A 19,380-nucleotide genomic window follows, 5' to 3' on the forward strand; every position below is an offset into this window, starting at 1 on the left:
GGGCCGCCACTTCAGCTGCGGCAGCCCCTGCTGAACAGGCCGTAGAAAACCGACCTGCTGCTGATGCCCGACGTACCGCGCCCACCTCCGTGAACCCGATCACGCTGTCTGCCAAACTGATGACCGGTGCCCTCGCGCTGTTAGCGGGCCACAGGATAACCAGTTACCCCGGCGACTTTGCCAGAGATCCCGGCGGCACGATATGGGCGGCAATCAATCTGGCTCAGCGCGCCACGCCAGCTCATTTGCAGACGGGCAACCAGTCCGTTCTTAATCATTACGGCAGGTATATTCCGGATAACAGCCCCTGCTTTAATGCCAGAGCAGAGATAGCGCATGACCTTCCCGCCAACGTGCAGGGACGCTGGGTGCCAGATAAATTACTGGTCAAGCTCGACAACAATATTGCCATGCAGACGCCTCCTGCTGACGTCGCGGCGCATGAATTTGTGCACTGCTATACCCATCCTGAATTTCGCGATCGCATTAATAACAATAATAACAACCCTTCATGGCAGGCAATGAATGAGGGCATGACCACCCATCTGACCGAAAAAATACCCAGCACCGGTAAATTCTGGCATTTCGGGAAAGATGCCTATCACGGTTTTAAACTGCCCTCCGGTCGCTCCTGGCCGCAGGCGGCGCAGGACGTTGAAAAGAAAGTCGGTGAAGATACGCTGTTGCGCGCCTTCTTTAGTGGAGACGATGACGCCATCAGAAAAGTTTCCACCGCCGCAGCGCAGGTTTATCCTCAGGCTGCTTCGCAGCAGACCGAGTCACAAATCTGGCTGGCCGGACAGCTGCGCGGCGCTCAGCATCTGGCAGAATGCTACGCCGGGGCGTTGCTGGTTGCGGGACAGTCGTTGCCGGAAAGCTGGACGCGGAACATGCTGCCGGTATTCAGTTACAACGAAATCACTCACCATCAGGCCAGTCAGATAAAGCAGCAGGCGCTGGAGAGCAAACAACGCATGGGCGATGTGTTTGATGCTGCATTTTTCGCCGCCGATCTTAAAACGCAGAAAACCGCACTCGGAATGTTGCGTGAAGATCTGCTGATGCACTGGAAACCGGTGCTTTCATAAAAGCCATCAACGGCCTGCGGGCCTCTGTTCTGTCGGACCGTACGCTTTCCCGGCGTCATGCATAAAAAGGTCTTACAGAACAGTATGTTGTGGCATGTGAACTTTTGGAGCTCAGGAGTTAATAAAATCCGCTTGCAGAAATAAAAGCGCCAGATTATGTTGCTGATCCTGATCAATGTGATTTTGGTTCGAAGCCTCGGGAGGGCGGGCAATCAGATGAGCGACACTCTCAATCCCTGTGTAAGTTGTGGTGCCTGTTGCGCGCATTTTCGCGTTTCCTTCTACTGGTCAGAAGCCGATGATGGTGGCGGAATTGTCCCGGCCAGTCTCACTGAACCTCTGAATCTGTTTATGCGCAACATGCGCGGGACCAACAGCCGTTCGCCACGTTGCGTTGCGCTGGAAGGCGAAATCGGCGGTTGCGTCTCCTGCAACATTTATCAACATCGCCCCACACCCTGCCGTGAATTTTCGCAGTCTGGCGAAAATGGCGAACATAATGAAGCCTGCGACAGGGCGAGAGCACGTTATGGTCTGCCCCCGCTGGGGATGCAGATGGTGCCTTTGTAACAGAAAGTTATGTAAGTCAGGGTGCCAGGTTGCCGCGAGAGCATGTACAATCCCCGGATCGCTAATTTCAGCTTTTCAAGGAGAGTACATGTCTTTCACGGCGGGTTCGTTATACCGTGACACCGGGAATTTTTTCCGCCATCAGCTGATTACCATTGTGCTGATTTCACTGCTGACTTCTTTTATCACCGTACTGATTGGCCATGCGCTGACGCCCGGTGCCGACCAGCTCTCTGTGCTGACCGATGGTCAAAACGGCTCAAGCAGCCTGCTGGAGATGGTGCAGAATATGTCCCCCGATCAGCAGCGTATTTTGTTACGGGCTTCGGCGGCGGGTACTTTTGCTTCGCTGGTGGGGAATACCCTGCTGCTGGGCGCAATGCTGAGTCTGATCCCTCTGGTATCGGCCGGGCAGCGGGTCAGTGCGCTACGTGCCATCGGTACCTCTGCGCCATTGTTGCCGCGGCTGCTGTTGCTGGTATTTCTGATGACGCTGGCGGTTCAGATTGGCTTTATGGTGTTGGTGGTGCCGGGTGTGATCCTGAGCATTGTGCTGGCACTTTCCCCGGTGATCCTCTCTACCGAAAAAACCGGTATTTTTCGGGCGATGCGCATCAGTATCAACCTCGTCTGGCGTCAGATGAAAGTGGTCGCGCCCGCCGTGGCGGTCTGGTTACTGGCTAAAGTCGCGGTGCTGTTGCTGGCATCCTCTCTGACTGTGCTTCCTGCGAATGTCGCCTCCGTGCTGCTCAACGCCGTGAGTAACCTTATTTCGGCCATACTGATTATTTATCTTTATCGCCTCTATATGCTGTTACGTTAATCTGCCGTTGCGTGTCGCCCTGCGGCACGCTGTGCTAACGTAACCTTTTGCATTCGTCTGAAATCTGGAAGCCTTTATGAAGCAGCTATTCGATTTTCTTCCGCTGGTGGTTTTTTTTATTTTCTACAAGTTATATGACATCTATGTCGCTTCCGGCGCACTGATAGTGGCGACCGCGCTGGCGCTGGTCGCCAGCTGGGTGATGTACCGCAAAGTGGAAAAAATGACCATTTTCACCTTTGTGCTGGTTGCCGTTTTTGGCACCCTGACGCTGGTTTTCCACAATGATGAATTTATCAAATGGAAAGTGACGGTGATCTATTCGCTGTTTGCGCTGGCCCTGCTGTTCAGTCAGTTCTGGATGAAGCAGCCGCTGATCCAGAGCATGCTGGGTAAAGAGCTGAAACTGCCTGATTTTGCCTGGCGTAAGCTGAATATCGCCTGGGCCGCTTTTTTCCTTGCCTGTGGTCTGGCTAATATCTACGTCGCGTTTTGGTTATCTCAGGCGTTCTGGGTTAACTTTAAAGTATTCGGTCTGACCGGTCTGACCCTGCTCTTTACGCTTATCAGCGGCCTCTATATTTACCGTCTGATGCCACAAGAAGAAAAATAATCTTTCGCGCCCGGCAGCAGTCGGGCCACCTTCTCCCTTTACTCTCCGGAAGCAAGATCATGAATGATGTTAATAACCGACTCCCTCAGGGAGAGATGGTGCTGCGCACCCTGGCGATGCCTGCGGATACCAATGCCAATGGCGATATTTTTGGTGGCTGGCTGATGTCGCAGATGGATATGGGCGGCGCTATCCTGGCAAAAGAAATTGCCGGTGGCCGGGTGGTGACGGTGCGCGCTGACGGGATGACATTTCTGAAACCTGTTGCCGTGGGTGACGTGGTCAGTTGTCACGCCCGCTGTATCCGTACCGGCAGCAGTTCTATCACCATCAATATTGAGGTATGGATTAAAAAAGTGTCATCGGAACCTATCGGCCAGCGTTACTGCACGACAGAGGCAGTGTTTATCTACGTCGCGGTGGATGATGAAGGAAAACCCCGCCCACTGCCTGCGGACAAAAGCCATTTTGAGGCTGATGGACAAAACTGAAGCGGCAGATCGTCAGGCTGCGGAGCCCTGCACTGCCCTTAAAATCGCCCATTGCAACTGCTGAAGCACAATGGGCAATTTTTCTCTCCCTGACGCTCAGGGGCCATAGCGCATTTTTTAAGTGGACAGGCTAACGCCCTCTGCCCGGATTATTTACCGCAATCTGAGCAGGAGCAACAGGCGCTGTTCAGCTATCAGCCGCAACGCTGGCAGCACAGGGACTATTCAATATTCGATCATTCAATATTCGATCCGCCTTTCAGTTTAAACACGATGTTCATGGTTAAGTCCTTTCCAGGCTTACCGGCCTGGTAACGCCATTTCTTCATCGCCTGGCGCACTTCACGTTCAAAAAGATTGCGCGGCTCGGCGGAGAGAATGCGAATATTAACCACCTGCCCCGAACCGTCGACATCGAATTGCACCCGCACTCGCCCTTCCATGCGTAAAGCCCAGGCACGGCTCGGATATTCAGGCTTACCCACGCTGATGGCTTCAGGGCCGGTTGAAACCGCAGTGGACGGCGCTGGCGACGTTCTGGGTGCGGTGGCAGGTTTGGTCGCCGTTGCCGGTTTGTCATTGTTAAAGGGCGATGCCTGTTGAGGTTCAGTGCGGGGCTTCACCTCTTTTTTCGGCTTCACCACCTCTTTTTTTACCGGTTTGGGCTTTGGCTTCGGTTTGGGTTCCGGTTTTGGCAAAGGCACGGGGACAGGCACCGGCGGCTCTGGTTCCGCAACAGGCTGCGGCTCAACGGGTTCAGGTTCAGGCTGTGCGACGGGTTCAGGCTGTGGCGCAGCCTGGGGTTCTGGCTGCACTTCGGGTGCGACCATTGAAACACTGATCGGCTGAGATGCTTTCGGCACCTGGACGGCCTGATGAAATGAAGCATAAAGTATTGCCCCGATTACCGCCGCGTGCAATCCGACGGAGAAAAGCACAGGCAGGGAAATTCGGCGGGGTAAAGAGTCTTCGGTCAGCGTGGTCATAATCTGTCTGCAAAAAATAGTGAAGCGTCAGTTTAAATGCAAATAGCAATCAGTTTCAACAACACAGCCGTCCGGCCCGCGTTATTTAACCTCAAAGGTCCGGGCGGGATCTGCTTTACTGCCGACCTTATCTTTCGTTTGCAGAAAAACAGACGATCACTTAACGTGAGGGCCAAATCTTATCGACCGGACAGGAGTTGTATCGTGCTCTATGTAATCTACGCAGAAGATAATAGTGATTCTCTGGAAAAACGCACCGCCGTGCGCCCTGCTCATCTCGCGCGCCTTCAGTTGCTACGGGATGAAGGTCGGCTGATTATCGCCGGGCCGATGCCTGCGGTGGACAGTAATGATCCAGGCGCAGCAGGTTTCAGCGGCTCAACAATCATTGCCGAATTTTCCTCACTGGAAGCTGCCCAGTCCTGGGCGCAGGATGATCCCTACATCGCGGCGGGCGTCTATAAGCAGGTCACCGTCCGGCCATTTCGGCGGGTGTTTTAGCCGTCTCTTTTCCCTGTGTCTGATCGGCACAGGGATATCTCATACCAGATCAGAACGTCTGATTGATAAAAAGCACGGACCGCCGCTGCTGCTGACTCAGCTGATGACGAATAGCATGCATACGACCATATCGTCTGGACTGCCCTTCGAGCCAACGCGCCCGACGGCGCTGGATCTGACGCGACATACGCCAGCGCGCCACTTCATTACGGCTTCTTCTCATGCCAACTCCACAGCCTGAAAAACTCGCCGCCGAGTGTACACCCTCCTCTCTGCTTATCCGGTCCGATGACTTCCTTGCGGAAAAGGTTTCGTCAATGCAGATCTGCACGTAAACTCATACTATTCAAGGGTGAACGGAACGTCCGCTGATATGTCGACTTTTTATACTCTGCTCAGTTGGCTGCTGATATTTGGTTACTGGTTGCTGATTGCGGGGGTGACGCTGCGCATTCTGATGAAACGCCGCGCCGTGCCCTCTGCCATGGCCTGGCTGTTGATCATCTATATTCTGCCGCTGGTCGGAATTATCGCCTATCTTTCGTTTGGCGAACTTCATCTGGGAAAGCGACGCGCCGAGCGCGCCCGTACCATGTGGCCTTCTACCGCCCGCTGGTTGAATGAACTGAAATCCTGCCATCAGATTTTCGCTCACGATAACAGCGATGTTGCCCGTTCACTGTTTCAGTTGTGTGAAAATCGTCAGGGCGTGGCGGGCGTCAAGGGAAACCAGCTACAACTGCTTACCTCCACCGATGATACCCTGCACGCGTTGATCCGTGACATCCAGCTGGCGCGCCACAATATCGAGATGGTGTTTTACATCTGGCAACCGGGTGGGCTGGCGGACGAAGTCGCTGAATCGCTAATGGCCGCCTCTCGTCGCGGTGTTCACTGCCGCCTGATGCTCGACTCCGCGGGTAGCGTACAGTTTTTTCGTAGCCCCTGGGTGACGATGATGCGCAATGCCGGTATCGACGTGGTTGAGTCGCTTAAAGTCAGCCTGCTGCGTGTGTTTCTGCGCCGGATGGACTTGCGTCAACACCGTAAGGTCGTACTGATTGATAACTATATTGCGTATACCGGCAGCATGAACCTGGTCGACCTACGTTTCTTTAAGCAGGATGCGGGCGTAGGCCAGTGGATAGATTTGATGGCGAGAATGGAGGGGCCGGTCGCCACCACCATGGGGATTATTTATTCCTGTGACTGGGAAATAGAAACCGGCAAACGCATTTTGCCCCCACCGCCTGATGGCAACATCATGCCGTTTGAGCAGGAGAGCGGCCACACTATTCAGGTCATCGCCTCAGGGCCGGGGTTCCCGGACGACCTGATTCACCAGGCCCTGCTGACCGCGGTCTACTCTGCCCGTCAGCAGTTGATTATGACCACACCTTATTTTGTTCCCAGCGATGATTTACTGCATGCCATTTGTACTGCCGCGCATCGGGGGGTGGACGTCAGCATTATCGTGCCACGCCGTAATGACTCCGTGTTGGTTGGCTGGGCCAGTCGGGCCTTTTTTGCTGAGCTACTGGAAGCAGGCGTCAAAATTTATCAGTTTGAAGACGGGTTACTGCATACCAAAAGCGTTCTGGTTGATGGACAGCTGAGTCTGGTCGGCACGGTTAACCTCGATATGCGCAGCCTGTGGCTGAATTTTGAAATCACCCTGGTCATTGACGATGACGGTTTCGGGGGCGATCTGGCCCGTGTTCAGGACGACTATATCGCCCGCTCGCGGCTGGTGGATGCTAAACGTTGGGCGCGACGTGCTTACTGGCAACGGATTGTTGAACGCCTGTTTTACTTCTTCAGTCCTTTGCTGTAAAACGAGCGGGATTGCACAGCGCCTGCGGGCCTTATGGGAAATGCTATGGATTTGAATAACCGCCTTACTGAAGACGAAACCCTTGAACAGGCCTACGATATTTTTCTTGAGCTGGCAGGAGATAACCTCGACCCGGCTGATATCATCCTGTTCAATCTGCAATTTGAGGAGCGCGGCGGCGCGGAGCTGTTTGACCCCGCTGATGACTGGCAGGAACACGTCGATTTTGATCTGAATCCCGACTTCTTTGCTGAAGTGGTTATCGGGCTGGGTGAAGCCGATGGCGAGCCAATTACTGATGTGTTTGCCCGCGTGCTGTTGTGCCGGGAAAAAGATCACAAGCTCTGCCATATTCTCTGGCGCGAATAACCCTGAAACAAGACGCTTAACAGGCGCGACTCTCCCTCCTCACCCGCACTCCCGCGCCATCACTGGCGCGGGAGTGTTTTTTACCACAATGACGTCACTGCCGGACATTTATAACGGATCGACCTTCAGACAGGAAACCGCATGGCGGAAACTGCCCTCCAGCAATGGACGGGTCTTCGCGCATTCCGGGCCGGCAATCGGGCAGCGGGTGCGGAACACACAGCCAGAAGGCGGATTAATCGGTGAAGGCAGCTCCCCTTCCAGTAACTGGATAACCTTGTTTTTCTCCAGATCCGGGTCGGGAATCGGCACCGCCGACATCAGTGCCCGCGTGTAGGGATGCTGCGGGTTCTGATAAACCTCGTCATAGGTGCCCAGTTCCACGGCATGGCCCAGATACATTACCAGTACCCGATCGGAGATATGCTTCACTACTGCCAGGTCGTGAGCAATAAAGATCAGCGACAGCCCCATTTCACGTTGCAGTTTTTGCAGCAGGTTGACGACCTGTGCCTGAATAGATACATCGAGCGCAGAAACCGGCTCATCACAAATAATCAGCTTAGGCTCAAGGATCAGCGCACGGGCAATACCAATACGCTGGCACTGACCGCCGGAAAACTCATGCGGATAACGGTTGATCAGGTTTGGCAACAACCCGACCTTCATCATCATCGTTTTCACCCGCTCTTTCACTTCCTGACGCGGCATTTTGGGATGATAGGTGCGTAAGGGTTCCGCAATGATGTCACCAATAGTCATGCGCGGATTCAGCGAAGCCAGCGGGTCCTGAAAAATCATCTGGATATCGCTGCGGGCTTTGCGCCACTCTTCTTCACTCTGCCCAAGCAGGTCACGCCCCAGCCAGGCGACACGCCCTTCGGTGGCATTGACCAGACCGATAATGGCGCGTGCGAGGGTGGATTTGCCACAGCCTGACTCACCCACCACGCCGAGGGTTTCTCCCTCGTACAAACGCAGGCTGACGCCATCGACGGCCTTCAGGCTTTTGGGCGGCTGCCAGAACCACTGACGGCCATCCTTGATCGCAAAGTGGACTTTAAGATCGGCAATTTCTAATAACACTTTCTTTTCTGCTACCGCGCTCATACCAGCTCCTCCACGGGTTTAAAGCAGGCACGCTGACGTCCTTCACCAAAAGGTGTCAGCGGTGGCGCCGTTGAACAAATTTCCATCGCATTGGGGCAGCGCGGCTGAAAAGGACAACCCTGCGGCAGACGCAGCAGATTAGGTGGATTACCGGGTATGGTGGTCAGCGATTCGCCTTCTGCATCCAGACGCGGCACGGCATTAAGCAGGCCAATAGAATAAGGATGTGTCGGCTGATAAAACACATCCCTCGCCCCGCCATACTCCATGGTTCTGCCGGCATACATCACCAGAACCCGATCGCAGATCCCGGCCACCACGCCCAGATCATGGGTGATCATAATGATGGCCGTATTGAACTCGCGTTTCAGGTCATTAAGCAGGGTCATAATTTGCGCCTGAACCGTCACATCAAGCGCCGTGGTAGGTTCATCGGCAATCAGCAGTTTTGGCCGGCAGAGCAGCGCCATGGCGATCATCACTCGCTGCCGCATCCCCCCTGAAAACTCATGCGGGAACATCTTCATCCGCTTACGCGCTTCCGGCATTTTTACCGCATCGAGCATACGTACCGACTCTTCAAAAGCCTGCGCACTGCTCATCCCTTTGTGCAGTTTCAGTACTTCCATCAGCTGCTCGCCTACCCGCATGTATGGGTTCAGAGAGGTCATCGGGTCCTGGAAAATCATGGCGATTTGCTCAGCCCGTAGCCGGTTCAGCTGCTTCTCAGGCAGATTAAGAATTTCACTGCCGTTGAACAGCGCCGAGCCGCCAATACGCCCATTGCTGGCCAGTAATCCCATCAGTGCAAAGGCCGTCTGGGACTTACCCGAGCCAGACTCACCCACGATCCCCAGCGTTTCGCCCGCCCGCAGGCTGAAGTTGAGATCGTTAACTGCGGTAACATCACCATCCTGCGTGGCAAACGTAACCCGCAAATCCCTGACGTTAAGCAGAGTGTCGCTTCCCGCTTTTTTCACCATAACTGGCTGTTGTTCAGTCATATTCATCGGGAAACTCCTTAACGATCTTTCGGGTCGAGGGCATCACGCAGGCCGTCACCGATAAAGTTAAAACAGAACAGCGTAATCACCAGAAATCCTGCCGGGAACAGCAGTAACCACGGCGACACTTCCATTGAATTCGCACCATCAATGAGCAGTGCTCCCCAGCTACTGAGTGGCTCTTGTGTACCCAGCCCCAGGAAGCTGAGGAAAGATTCGAACAGGATCATGCTTGGCACCAGCAGCGAGGCGTAGACCACCACCACACCCAGTACGTTTGGCACGATATGCCTGAGGACAATACTGACCGTGGAAACGCCGCCGACATGGGCCGCCTCAATAAACTCTTTACGTTTCAGGCTCAGTGTCTGACCGCGCACAATACGTGCCATATCCAGCCAGGAAACCAGGCCAATAGCGACAAATATCAGCAGTATGTTGCGTCCAAAGAAGGTGACCAACAGGATGACAAAGAACATGAACGGGAAGGAGTTAAGGATTTCCAGCAGGCGCATCATTACCGAATCAGTTTTACCGCCAAGATACCCGGCCAGCGATCCGTACAATGTGCCCACCAGCACGGCGACCATTGCGGAAGCAATGCCAACCATCAGCGAAATTCGCCCACCAATCGCCACGCGCACCAACAGATCGCGGCCGGATGAATCCGTGCCAAAGTAGTGCTTCGACACCATATCCGGCGCGGCAGACATCATGCTCCAGTCGGTATCATCATAGGTGAACGAAGAGAGCATTGGCGCAAACACCACAAACAGGGCGATTATCAGTAAGACTAACAGGCTGGCCAGCGCGGCGCGGTTGTGAATAAAACGACGTCGTGCGTCCTGCCAGAGACTACGGCCTTCCACCTCCAGCTTCTCGCTGAAGGCATCAAGAGCGGCGCTATTTTTTTTACTCAACATCATTGCCAGCTCCGGATCAGTAACGAATTTTGGGATCGATAACCGCATACAGCACGTCAACGATCGCATTAAACAGGATGGTCAACACACCGACCAGAATGGTCAGGCTCAGAACCAGCGAGTAATCGCGGTTGAGTGCACCATTAACAAACAGCTGGCCGATTCCCGGCAGACCATAGATGGTTTCAATCACCATTGAACCGGTGATAATGCCTACAAAGGCCGGGCCCAGGTACGAAAGCACTGGCAGCATGGCTGGTTTCAGCGCATGGCGCAGCACGATGCGGTGCATTGGCAGCCCCTTAGCCCGCGCAGTACGAATAAAGTTGGAGTGCAGCACTTCAATCATCGAACCACGGGTGATACGGGCGATACTGGCAATGTAAGCCAGCGACAACGCGACCATCGGCAGGATCATAAACCGCAGTTCCCCGCCATTCCAGCCACCACCCGGCAACCACTTCAGGGCAATGGCGAAAATGAGTACCAGTAAGGGAGCGACCACGAAACTGGGGATGACCACGCCCGTCATCGCTACACCCATCACCACAAAGTCCCATTTGGTATTTTGCTTCAGCGCCGCAATGACTCCCGCCGCCACGCCAAAAATAATCGCCAGGATAAAGGCGGCAAGACCCAGTTTGGCTGAAACCGGGAAAGCATGGCCTACAAGATAATTCACCGAATAGTCTTTGTATTTAAAGGAAGGCCCGAAATCACCGTGAGCCAGCTGTAACAGATAGTCGGTGTACTGTTTCCAGATCGGATCGTTCAGGTGGTATTTGGCTTCGATGTTTGCCATCACCTCTGGCGACAGTGTGCGCTCGCCGGTAAAAGGGCTTCCCGGTGCCAGTCGCATCATAAAGAAGGAGATGGTGATCAAAATAAGTAACGTCGGAATCGCTTCCAGAATACGACGTAAAATAAACTTTAACATTGCCCGTACCTGCTGGCTTGTGCCTCAGCACTGCTTATAAAACGACACGCAGGGGGAAGGCTGCCCTTCCCCCTGTGGTTGCCATTAATGTTTGATAATATACAGATTTTTATCGTAGACGTTGTCCAGCGCATCCTTACCGGTGTAACCACCCACGTAAGTTTTCACCAGACGGGCGTTTACGTAGTAGTAAACCGGGGCGATAACAGAGTCTTTATCCAGTACCTGTTCAGCTTTGGCGTAGAGATCGCTGCGGCTTTTTTCATCACTGGCCTGTCCTGCGGCGGCCATGACCTTATCGAACTCAGGTGAGGCATAGTGTGAGGTGTTGTTGCTGCTGCCGGTCAGCATGGTATTCAGGAAAGAAGTCGGTTCGTTGTAATCTGCACACCAGGCGGCACGCGCCACATCAAAGGTTCCCTGATGACGGGTATCGAGGAACGTTTTCCACTCCTGGTTATTGAGCTTGATATTGACGCCGAGGTTTTTCTTCCAGATTGAAGAGGCGGCAATCGCCAGTTTTTTATGCAGATCGGAAGTGTTGTACAGCAGTTCAAAGGAGAGCGGTTTCTCTGCCGTGTAACCTGCGGCAGCCAGCAGTTTCTTCGCCTCTGCGTTACGTTTTTCCTGCGACCAGCTGGCCCATTCAGGCTTAATCAGCGCGGCGCCATCGGTCGCTGGTGGCGTATAACTCCAGGCTGGCAGCTGTCCCTGAGCCAGTACCTTATTCACGATAATATCGCGATCGAGGCCCAGTTTCAGAGCAGTGCGGACGCGCACATCGTTAAATGGCGGCTTCTGATTATTAATTTCGTAGTAATAAGTGCAGAGGTAGGGATCAACATGCAGTTCTTTCGGGTTCTCACGTTGCAGTTTTTTAAACAGCTCGATAGGCATGTTGTTGTAAGTCATATCGCTACCGCCATCGCTGAAATAGCGGTTAACATCGCTCACTTCAGATGAGACAGGCAGGAAGGTGACTTTATCCAGTTTGGTATTGGCGTTGTCCCAGTAGTCCGGGTTACGTACCACCACAATACGTTCATTGATGATGTGGGTCTGTAATTTAAATGCGCCGTTGCCTACCCAGTTTTCTGGCTGGGTCCACTTATCACCAAACTTCTCAACAGCCGGCTTGTAGACAGGCGACATAGAAGCATGGATCAGCAATTTATAGAAATAAGGCACCGACTCGGTCAGGGATACCTGTAAGGTATGATCGTCCAGCGCTTTTACACCAAGGGTATCAGGCGATTTCTTTCCGGCGATGATGTCATCAATATTTTCCAGATGGCCATATTGCAGGTAACTGGCATACGGAGAGGCTGTTTTAGGATCGGCCAGTCGTTGCCAGCTGTAGACGAAGTCCTGTGCGGTAACCGGTTCACCATTGGACCATTTGGCATTCTTACGCAGGTGGAATGTCCAGACTTTTCCGTCTTTGTTGTCCCAGCTTTCTGCCACTCCAGGAACAGGATGTCCCTGAATATCACTGATGACTAATCCTTCCAGCAGATCACGGCTGACATTCGATTCCGGCGTACCCTCAATTTTGTGCGGGTCGAGTGACTGGACTTCGCTGCCGTTACCTTTTATCAGTTCCTGCTTTGCCGCCAGTTCCACCCCTGCCGGAACAGTTGCTGCCAGTGCCATATTGCCGGTCAGTGCAGTCATAATGCCCAGAGCAACCAGGCTTTTTTTGGTGATGTTGGTCATGTAGTTATTTACTCCAGTTTTATTTATTGCTGATGAACTCAGAGAGCATCAGCGACCCCCGTTAACCGGGTATCTCAGAAGCCGGAACGATGACAGTCTGAGGTGCTTTGGCTATACCCTTGCTGTTAGTTATCCCGTCTGGCATCCCTGTCTGACGTATGTCCTTCAATGTTGAATAATGTAGTAATAGTGTAATACGGTCTGATCCTGCGGATCGTTGCCGGTGAAACCACCTACCCAGGGTTTCACCAGTCGGGTGCTCACCCGGTAATAAACGGGCACAACAGGAGAATCACTGTCCAGTTGCTGCTCAGCCTGCTGATAATGTTCTGCACGCTGTTGATTGCTGCTGGCGGTGAGTGTTTTCGCCATCAACGCATCGAATTTATCGCTATGGTAAAACGCGGTGTTATTTGAAGAGTGACTTAGCAGGGTATTAAGAAAACTGGACGGCTCATTATAGTCAGCGCACCAAGTGGCACGCGCCACGTCGAAGTTGCCCTGATGACGGGCGTCAAGCATGGTTTTCCATTCCTGATTGTTCAAAGTTACGCTGGCCCCCAGGTTTTTCTTCCACATCGAAGCGGCGGCAATTGCCTGTTTCTGATTCACGTCGGAAGTGTTGTACAACAGCGTGAAGCTGAGTGGGTTATCGGCAGTATACCCTGCCTCCTTCAGCAGTTTTTTTGCCAACTCATTTCGTTGCTGCTGGGTCAGATTCATCCAGTCGGGTTGCTTCAGCTGTGCCCCCTTAATATAAGGCGGTGTAAAGCTGCCTGCCGGGACCTGTCCCTGAGCCATGATCTTTTCTGCAATGATCTGACGATCAAGAGTAAGTTTGACCGCTGTGCGAACCCTGGCGTCATTGAACGGCGGACGTTTATTGTTCAGTTCATAATAGAAAGTGCACAGCAGCGGGCTGACATGAAGCTGAGAACCCAGCGTTTTTTTCAACATCGGGAACTGCTCAGGCGGTAACACGCTGCCGGTAATATCAATCTCTCCACTGCGATAACGATTTACATCGCCAGAGGTGGAGGTAATGGGCAGAAACGTCGCCCTGTCGATGACGGTTTTTGCGTTATTCCAGTATTGCGGGTTGCGTTTAACTTCAATCTTCTCGTTGATAACCCAGCGACTGAGAACATATGCTCCATTACCAACATAATGTTCCGGAAGCGTCCACTTATCGCCCCACTTTTCCAGCGCGCCGCGATTAACTGGCACCAGCGAGCTGTGTGCGACAAGGTCAATAAAATAAGGAACAGACTCGGTGAGGGTCACCTGTAAATGACGGTCATCCAGGGCCTGAACGCCCAGCGTGTCAGCGTTTTTTTTGCCGGCAATAATGGCATCGATGTTTTCAATATGGGCATACTGAAGATAACTGGCATAAGGCGAGGCGGTTTTTGGATCGGCCAGCCGCTGCCAGCTGTAGACAAAATCCGTTGCGGTGACAGGGTCACCGTTACTCCATTTTGCATTTTTTCGTAGGGTAAAGGTCCATATTTTGTCCTGCGCGCTCTGCCAGCTTTCGGCCACGCCGGGAACCAGTGTGCCGTTATTGTCGGTAGTCACCAGCCCTTCCAACAAATTAATAATGACGTTGCTTTCCGGCACCCCTTCTGTTTTGTGGGGATCAAGAGAAGAAACTTCGCTGCTGTTGTTAATCACCACCGATTGCGTTGGCGCAAGGGTAACATTTGCCGGCACGTTTGCAGCTAAGGCAAAGTTATCAGCGGCAAAGGCAGCCATAGCGAACAGTATGAGCTGACGTAACGGACGACTTACATCGTAAGAACTTTTCATCAAAGCTAAGCAACCTGTAGTGATCGTTATCTGACATTGCGAAACAGCAATCGCACTTCCGCATTGCACAAGTGATGCCAGTTTTTTCTTAACGCCTTCGAAAAACTAACAGAACGGCGTTCTGGCAGCTAAGGAAGAACGCCAAAAATGTTAACTCGTTCTCTTTTACCACGAGTTTTTTTACAGGTGAAGTGTTATTTAACAGAGAAAAATAATATTTTTTATTTATATATCAATATATTAGATAAAGTATAACGTTACACATACTTCAGAAGCAGAGGTTTTGCTTATAAAATGAACCAATTACGTTATACAGTCGTTAATTTGGAGCTTTTAGCCTTAAAAAATCAAATTAACGGTTTTTTATTTTCAAATAAAGATATATAAAGATAAATATTTCATAATAAAATTTTTTCAGTGCGCTGTATTTGCTTGCATATTAGCAAGTTGCAGTAATTACACTAATGATAGCGAGAATATGTTAAGCCATACAAATAATTGCACACTTATGGTGCAATAAATCGCTTCGACGCACTTATTTGATGCATTAGTTGATAGCTGGCTAAAAAAAAGCGCATATTATGCGCTTTAATGGGAAGTTTTCAGCGGGTGATTTTTCAGTTAACCAGGCCGGGAAACAGGGCTTTGACTCCCGTCACGACAAATTCAATCCCCAGCGCCATCATTAACAACCCCATGATTCGTGTAATGACGTTGATCCCGGTCTGACCAAGTACACGTACCATCAGCGGGGCCGCGCGGAACAACAACCAACAGCAGCAGGCAAACAGTGCCACTGAAATGCTGAATCCCAGCAGATTCTGCCAACTGTGATAACGTGTACTCCAGACGATAGTTGAACTGATGGCACCCGGACCGGCCATTAAAGGCAATGCCAGCGGTACGACGCCAATACTTTCTCTGATGGCCGTTTCTGATTTTTCCTGCTTATTTTGCTTATCTTCACCCAGCTTGCCGCTGATCATTGACATGGCGATAGTCACCACCAGAATCCCTCCGGCGATGCGGAAAGAATCAATGGAGATCCCAAAAAACTGCAAAATAATGTCCCCAAGAAACAGTGAAATCCACAGGATAATAGCCACCGAAAGGTTAGCTGTCAGGTTAGTTTTGTTACGTGCCGCAGGCACCTGATAGCTGGTCATGCTGATGAAAACCGGAATAATGCCGAACGGATTGACCAGGGCAAAAAGCCCGACGAAAAATTTGATATAGATCGAAAAATCGAAAAGTGCCGGATTCACGCTAAGCTCCTGAGCGAACCAATTTGCCGTGGGCTAATTTAATAGAAAACCATCTTTCTTGCCATGCCCATTGTTAGCTATTTTCATCTACATAACAGGTCATTTCCCGGCAAAAAAATCCTTAATAAAAGTTTTTATTAGCAAATAAACCCACACGATTATTTCAGGAATAATTCACAATAATAAAATGTCGTGAAATGGCTCACAGACTGAAGCCGAAAGGAGTCAGCTTATTATAATTATGACTCAGATCAAAATTACTCCGTTTCATAGTGGGTAAGCTTTATTCCATACCTGTTTCGGTTAACAACCAGAACGCTTTCCAGTCAGGTTGTTAAACCCAGACTCTGTCAGTAAATCAGTGGTCCGGATGGTCAATCATCAGGTTGCAACTGCACCCTTTTGTCGCAACAGATTTACCCCCCAGGGCTATACTGGACAGTTCTCACTTGTTTACTAACAGAGTTTAAACTTCCATCAGGAGAGCATTATGGCCGTTACTAATGTTGCTGAACTTAACGCACTGGTTGAGCGTGTTAAAAAAGCACAGCGTGAATATGCTAATTTCACTCAGGAACAAGTTGATAAAATTTTTCGTGCCGCCGCTCTGGCAGCTGCTGATGCCCGCATTCCACTGGCAAAAATGGCGGTTGCAGAATCAGGCATGGGCATCGTTGAAGACAAAGTCATTAAAAATCATTTCGCCTCTGAATATATCTACAACGCGTATAAGGATGAAAAAACCTGCGGCATCCTCAGTACGGATGAAACATTTGGAACCATCACTATAGCCGAACCCACCGGCCTTATCTGCGGTATCGTGCCAACAACCAACCCCACATCCACCGCCATTTTCAAAGCGCTTATCAGTCTGAAAACCCGTAACGGTATTATCTTCTCTCCTCACCCACGCGCTAAAGATGCCACTAATAAAGCGGCAGACATTGTGCTACAGGCGGCGATTGCCGCAGGCGCGCCTGAAGATATCATCGGCTGGATTGACGTGCCATCCGTTGAATTATACAATCAACTGATGCATCACCCCGATATCAATCTTATTCTGGCAACCGGCGGGCCAGGCATGGTCAAGGCTGCTTACAGTTCTGGCAAACCAGCTATCGGCGTTGGTGCTGGTAATACCCCGGTAGTAATAGATGAAACGGCCGATATTAAACGCGCTGTGGCATCGATTCTTATGTCAAAAACCTTCGACAATGGCGTTATTTGTGCTTCAGAACAGTCAGTGATCGTGGTGGATTCTGTTTACGACGCGGTTCGTGAACGTTTTGCCAGCCACGGTGGGTATCTGTTACAGGGCAAAGAGTTGAAATCCGTTCAGGACGTTATCCTGAAAAACGGTGCACTGAATGCCGCTATTGTTGGCCAGCCAGCGGTGAAAATTGCTGAAATAGCAGGGATTACCGTACCCGCCAATACAAAAATTTTGATTGGTGAGGTAAAACTGGTCGATGAATCAGAACCTTTTGCCCATGAGAAGTTATCTCCCACTCTGGCGATGTACCGTGCAAAAGACTTCGAAGACGCCGTTAACAAAGCAGAAAAACTGGTTGCTATGGGCGGTATCGGTCACACCTCCTGCCTGTATACCGACCAGGACAATGAACGCAAACGCGTTAATTACTTCGGCGATAAAATGAAGACTGCGCGTATTCTGATCAATACCCCTGCCTCGCAAGGAGGAATTGGCGATCTCTACAACTTCAAACTGGCACCGTCTTTAACCCTGGGTTGTGGTTCATGGGGAGGCAATTCCATTTCTGAAAACGTCGGACCAAAACATCTTATTAATAAGAAAACTGTGGCTAAACGGGCAGAAAATATGTTGTGGCATAAACTTCCTAAATCTATCTACTTCCGTCGCGGTTCTCTTCCCATAGCCATGGAGGAAGTCGCGACCGATGGCGCTAAACGCGCTTTCATCGTTACCGACCGTTTCCTGTTCAACAATGGTTATGCCGACCAGATTGTTTCAGTGCTGAAATCGCATGGTATTGAAACAGAAGTGTTCTTTGAAGTAGAAGCAGACCCCACGCTGAGCATCGTGCGTAAAGGGGCTGAGCAGATGAATTCGTTTAAACCGGATGTCATCATCGCACTTGGCGGAGGATCGCCAATGGATGCCGCCAAGATTATGTGGGTCATGTATGAACATCCGGAAACCGCATTTGAAGAGCTGGCATTGCGCTTTATGGATATTCGCAAACGTATTTATAAGTTCCCGAAAATGGGTGTGAAGGCCAAAATGATCGCCATCACCACCACTTCAGGTACGGGGTCTGAAGTCACACCCTTTGCCGTGGTCACTGATGATACCACCGGTCAGAAATATCCACTGGCAGACTATGCACTGACCCCGGATATGGCGATAGTCGATGCGAATCTGGTGATGAATATGCCCAGATCGCTGTGTGCCTTTGGTGGTCTGGATGCCGTGACCCATTCGCTTGAGGCCTATGTCTCCGTACTGGCTAATGAATATTCCGATGGGCAGGCCTTGCAGGCACTGAAACTGTTACAGGAAAATCTGCCTGCCAGCTACCATGAAGGCGCGAAAAACCCGGTTGCTCGTGAGCGTGTTCATAACGCTGCCACTATCGCCGGTATTGCTTTTGCCAATGCCTTCCTTGGGGTGTGTCACTCTATGGCCCACAAACTGGGTTCTGAGTTCCATATACCACACGGTCTGGCTAACGCACTGCTAATCAGCAATGTTATTCGCTACAACGCGAATGATAACCCCACCAAGCAAACCGCATTCAGTCAGTACGATCGTCCTCAGGCTCGCCGTCGCTATGCTGAAGTGGCCGATCATTTACGTCTCAGCGCAGCGGGCGACCGTACAGCGCAGAAAATTGAGAAGCTGCTGTTATGGCTTGAAGGGATGAAAGCTGAATTGGGCATTCCAAAATCGATTCGCGAAGCCGGTGTACAGGAGGCAGATTTCCTCGCAAAAGTCGATAAGCTGGCTGAGGATGCATTCGACGATCAGTGTACCGGTGCAAACCCACGCTATCCATTGATTAGCGAATTAAAACAAATCATGCTGGATTCGTTCTATGGTCGTGAATTTACCGAAACCAGCTCATCAGTAAGTCATATAGCTGAAACCGAGGCGCCGGTCAGAAAAACAGAAAAGAAAGTAAAGAAATAAGCCATTCCGAAAATTGCTCTCCCGTGATGATGTCCTGACCGGATGTTTGATCGGGCGACCCGCCGGGCCTGAGTTTACCACCTCGTTAAACTCAGGCTTTTTTTATACTTTATCTCTGCGGATTAAAGGTTTTCGTTCACTGCCATAATTAATATCCGGTCACCGTAGA

Annotated in this window: 17 protein-coding genes and 1 pseudogene; 9 read left to right on the top strand and 9 right to left on the bottom strand. The window is 51.3% G+C overall.

Going from position 1 to position 19,380, the window contains the following annotated elements:
* The 5 genes and pseudogenes from BG55_RS19105 to yciA all read left to right on the top strand — a co-directional run.
* Positions 1–1,088 (top strand): type III effector (locus BG55_RS19105; RefSeq protein WP_200871651.1); only part of this gene is annotated, 1,088 nt, incomplete at its 5' end.
* 216 nt (positions 1,089–1,304) lie between these two features.
* A pseudogene (locus BG55_RS19110) lies at positions 1,305–1,723 on the top strand (YkgJ family cysteine cluster protein).
* Between the two features lie 23 nt (positions 1,724–1,746).
* Positions 1,747–2,481 carry a YciC family protein gene (locus BG55_RS19115; protein ID WP_034940950.1) on the top strand — a complete coding sequence of 245 codons (735 nt, stop codon included), beginning with the start codon at positions 1,747–1,749 and terminating at the stop codon, positions 2,479–2,481.
* Between the two features lie 76 nt (positions 2,482–2,557).
* The gene (locus BG55_RS19120; protein WP_034940952.1) at positions 2,558–3,094 is read left to right on the top strand and encodes a septation protein A; all 537 of its coding nucleotides are present in this window, start codon (positions 2,558–2,560) and stop codon (positions 3,092–3,094) included.
* Between the two features lie 59 nt (positions 3,095–3,153).
* Positions 3,154–3,585, top strand: coding sequence for an acyl-CoA thioester hydrolase YciA (gene yciA / locus BG55_RS19125; RefSeq protein WP_034940955.1), 432 nt, complete (start codon positions 3,154–3,156; stop codon positions 3,583–3,585).
* Positions 3,586–3,821: 236 nt separating this feature from the next.
* Here yciA and tonB read toward each other — a convergent pair whose 3' ends face one another.
* Positions 3,822–4,571, bottom strand: a complete 750-nt coding sequence (gene tonB / locus BG55_RS19130; RefSeq protein ID WP_034940956.1) for a TonB system transport protein TonB — start codon at positions 4,569–4,571, stop codon at positions 3,822–3,824.
* Between the two features lie 204 nt (positions 4,572–4,775).
* On the opposite strand from tonB, the gene BG55_RS19135 reads away from it, so the two are divergent.
* Positions 4,776–5,072, top strand: coding sequence for a YciI family protein (locus BG55_RS19135; RefSeq protein ID WP_034940957.1), 297 nt, complete (start codon positions 4,776–4,778; stop codon positions 5,070–5,072).
* Positions 5,073–5,121: 49 nt separating this feature from the next.
* Here BG55_RS19135 and BG55_RS22715 read toward each other — a convergent pair whose 3' ends face one another.
* Positions 5,122–5,295 (bottom strand): YciY family protein, encoded by a 174-nt coding sequence (locus BG55_RS22715; protein WP_152542859.1) that lies wholly within the window; start codon positions 5,293–5,295, stop codon positions 5,122–5,124.
* A gap of 150 nt (positions 5,296–5,445) precedes the next feature.
* On the opposite strand from BG55_RS22715, the gene cls reads away from it, so the two are divergent.
* Together cls and BG55_RS19145 are read left to right on the top strand one after the other, a co-directional pair.
* On the top strand, positions 5,446–6,906 hold the full coding sequence (gene cls / locus BG55_RS19140; protein ID WP_034940958.1) for a cardiolipin synthase: 1,461 nt from the start codon (positions 5,446–5,448) through the stop codon (positions 6,904–6,906).
* Between the two features lie 45 nt (positions 6,907–6,951).
* Positions 6,952–7,275 carry an HI1450 family dsDNA-mimic protein gene (locus BG55_RS19145; protein ID WP_034940959.1) on the top strand — a complete coding sequence of 108 codons (324 nt, stop codon included), beginning with the start codon at positions 6,952–6,954 and terminating at the stop codon, positions 7,273–7,275.
* A gap of 108 nt (positions 7,276–7,383) precedes the next feature.
* Here the strand turns inward: BG55_RS19145 and oppF are convergent, their stop codons facing one another.
* The 7 genes from oppF to BG55_RS19180 form a co-directional block, all read right to left on the bottom strand.
* Complete coding sequence (gene oppF / locus BG55_RS19150) at positions 7,384–8,385, bottom strand: murein tripeptide/oligopeptide ABC transporter ATP binding protein OppF (protein WP_034940960.1); 1,002 nt, start codon at positions 8,383–8,385, stop codon at positions 7,384–7,386.
* Positions 8,382–9,395: an ABC transporter ATP-binding protein gene (gene oppD, locus BG55_RS19155; protein WP_034940961.1), complete on the bottom strand. Its 1,014-nt coding sequence runs from the start codon at positions 9,393–9,395 to the stop codon at positions 8,382–8,384. The genes oppF and oppD overlap by 4 nt, the downstream gene beginning before the upstream one ends.
* A gap of 11 nt (positions 9,396–9,406) precedes the next feature.
* Positions 9,407–10,315: an oligopeptide ABC transporter permease OppC gene (oppC, locus tag BG55_RS19160; RefSeq protein ID WP_034940962.1), complete on the bottom strand. Its 909-nt coding sequence runs from the start codon at positions 10,313–10,315 to the stop codon at positions 9,407–9,409.
* 13 nt (positions 10,316–10,328) lie between these two features.
* The gene (gene oppB / locus BG55_RS19165) at positions 10,329–11,249 is read right to left on the bottom strand and encodes an oligopeptide ABC transporter permease OppB (RefSeq protein ID WP_034940963.1); all 921 of its coding nucleotides are present in this window, start codon (positions 11,247–11,249) and stop codon (positions 10,329–10,331) included.
* An 84-nt stretch (positions 11,250–11,333) separates the two neighbouring features.
* Positions 11,334–12,965 carry an oligopeptide ABC transporter substrate-binding protein OppA gene (gene oppA, locus BG55_RS19170; RefSeq protein WP_034940964.1) on the bottom strand — a complete coding sequence of 544 codons (1,632 nt, stop codon included), beginning with the start codon at positions 12,963–12,965 and terminating at the stop codon, positions 11,334–11,336.
* A gap of 165 nt (positions 12,966–13,130) precedes the next feature.
* Positions 13,131–14,720, bottom strand: a complete 1,590-nt coding sequence (locus BG55_RS19175) for an ABC transporter substrate-binding protein (RefSeq protein WP_052018964.1) — start codon at positions 14,718–14,720, stop codon at positions 13,131–13,133.
* A gap of 671 nt (positions 14,721–15,391) precedes the next feature.
* A complete protein-coding gene (locus tag BG55_RS19180) occupies positions 15,392–16,039 on the bottom strand; it encodes a YchE family NAAT transporter (RefSeq protein WP_034940965.1) in 648 nt (215 codons plus the stop codon).
* A gap of 490 nt (positions 16,040–16,529) precedes the next feature.
* On the opposite strand from BG55_RS19180, the gene adhE reads away from it, so the two are divergent.
* On the top strand, positions 16,530–19,211 hold the full coding sequence (adhE, locus tag BG55_RS19185; RefSeq protein ID WP_034940966.1) for a bifunctional acetaldehyde-CoA/alcohol dehydrogenase: 2,682 nt from the start codon (positions 16,530–16,532) through the stop codon (positions 19,209–19,211).
* The last annotated feature ends 169 nt before the right edge of the window (positions 19,212–19,380 follow it).

The organism is Erwinia mallotivora, from assembly GCF_000590885.1.
GTDB classification, from domain to species: domain Bacteria; phylum Pseudomonadota; class Gammaproteobacteria; order Enterobacterales; family Enterobacteriaceae; genus Erwinia; species Erwinia mallotivora.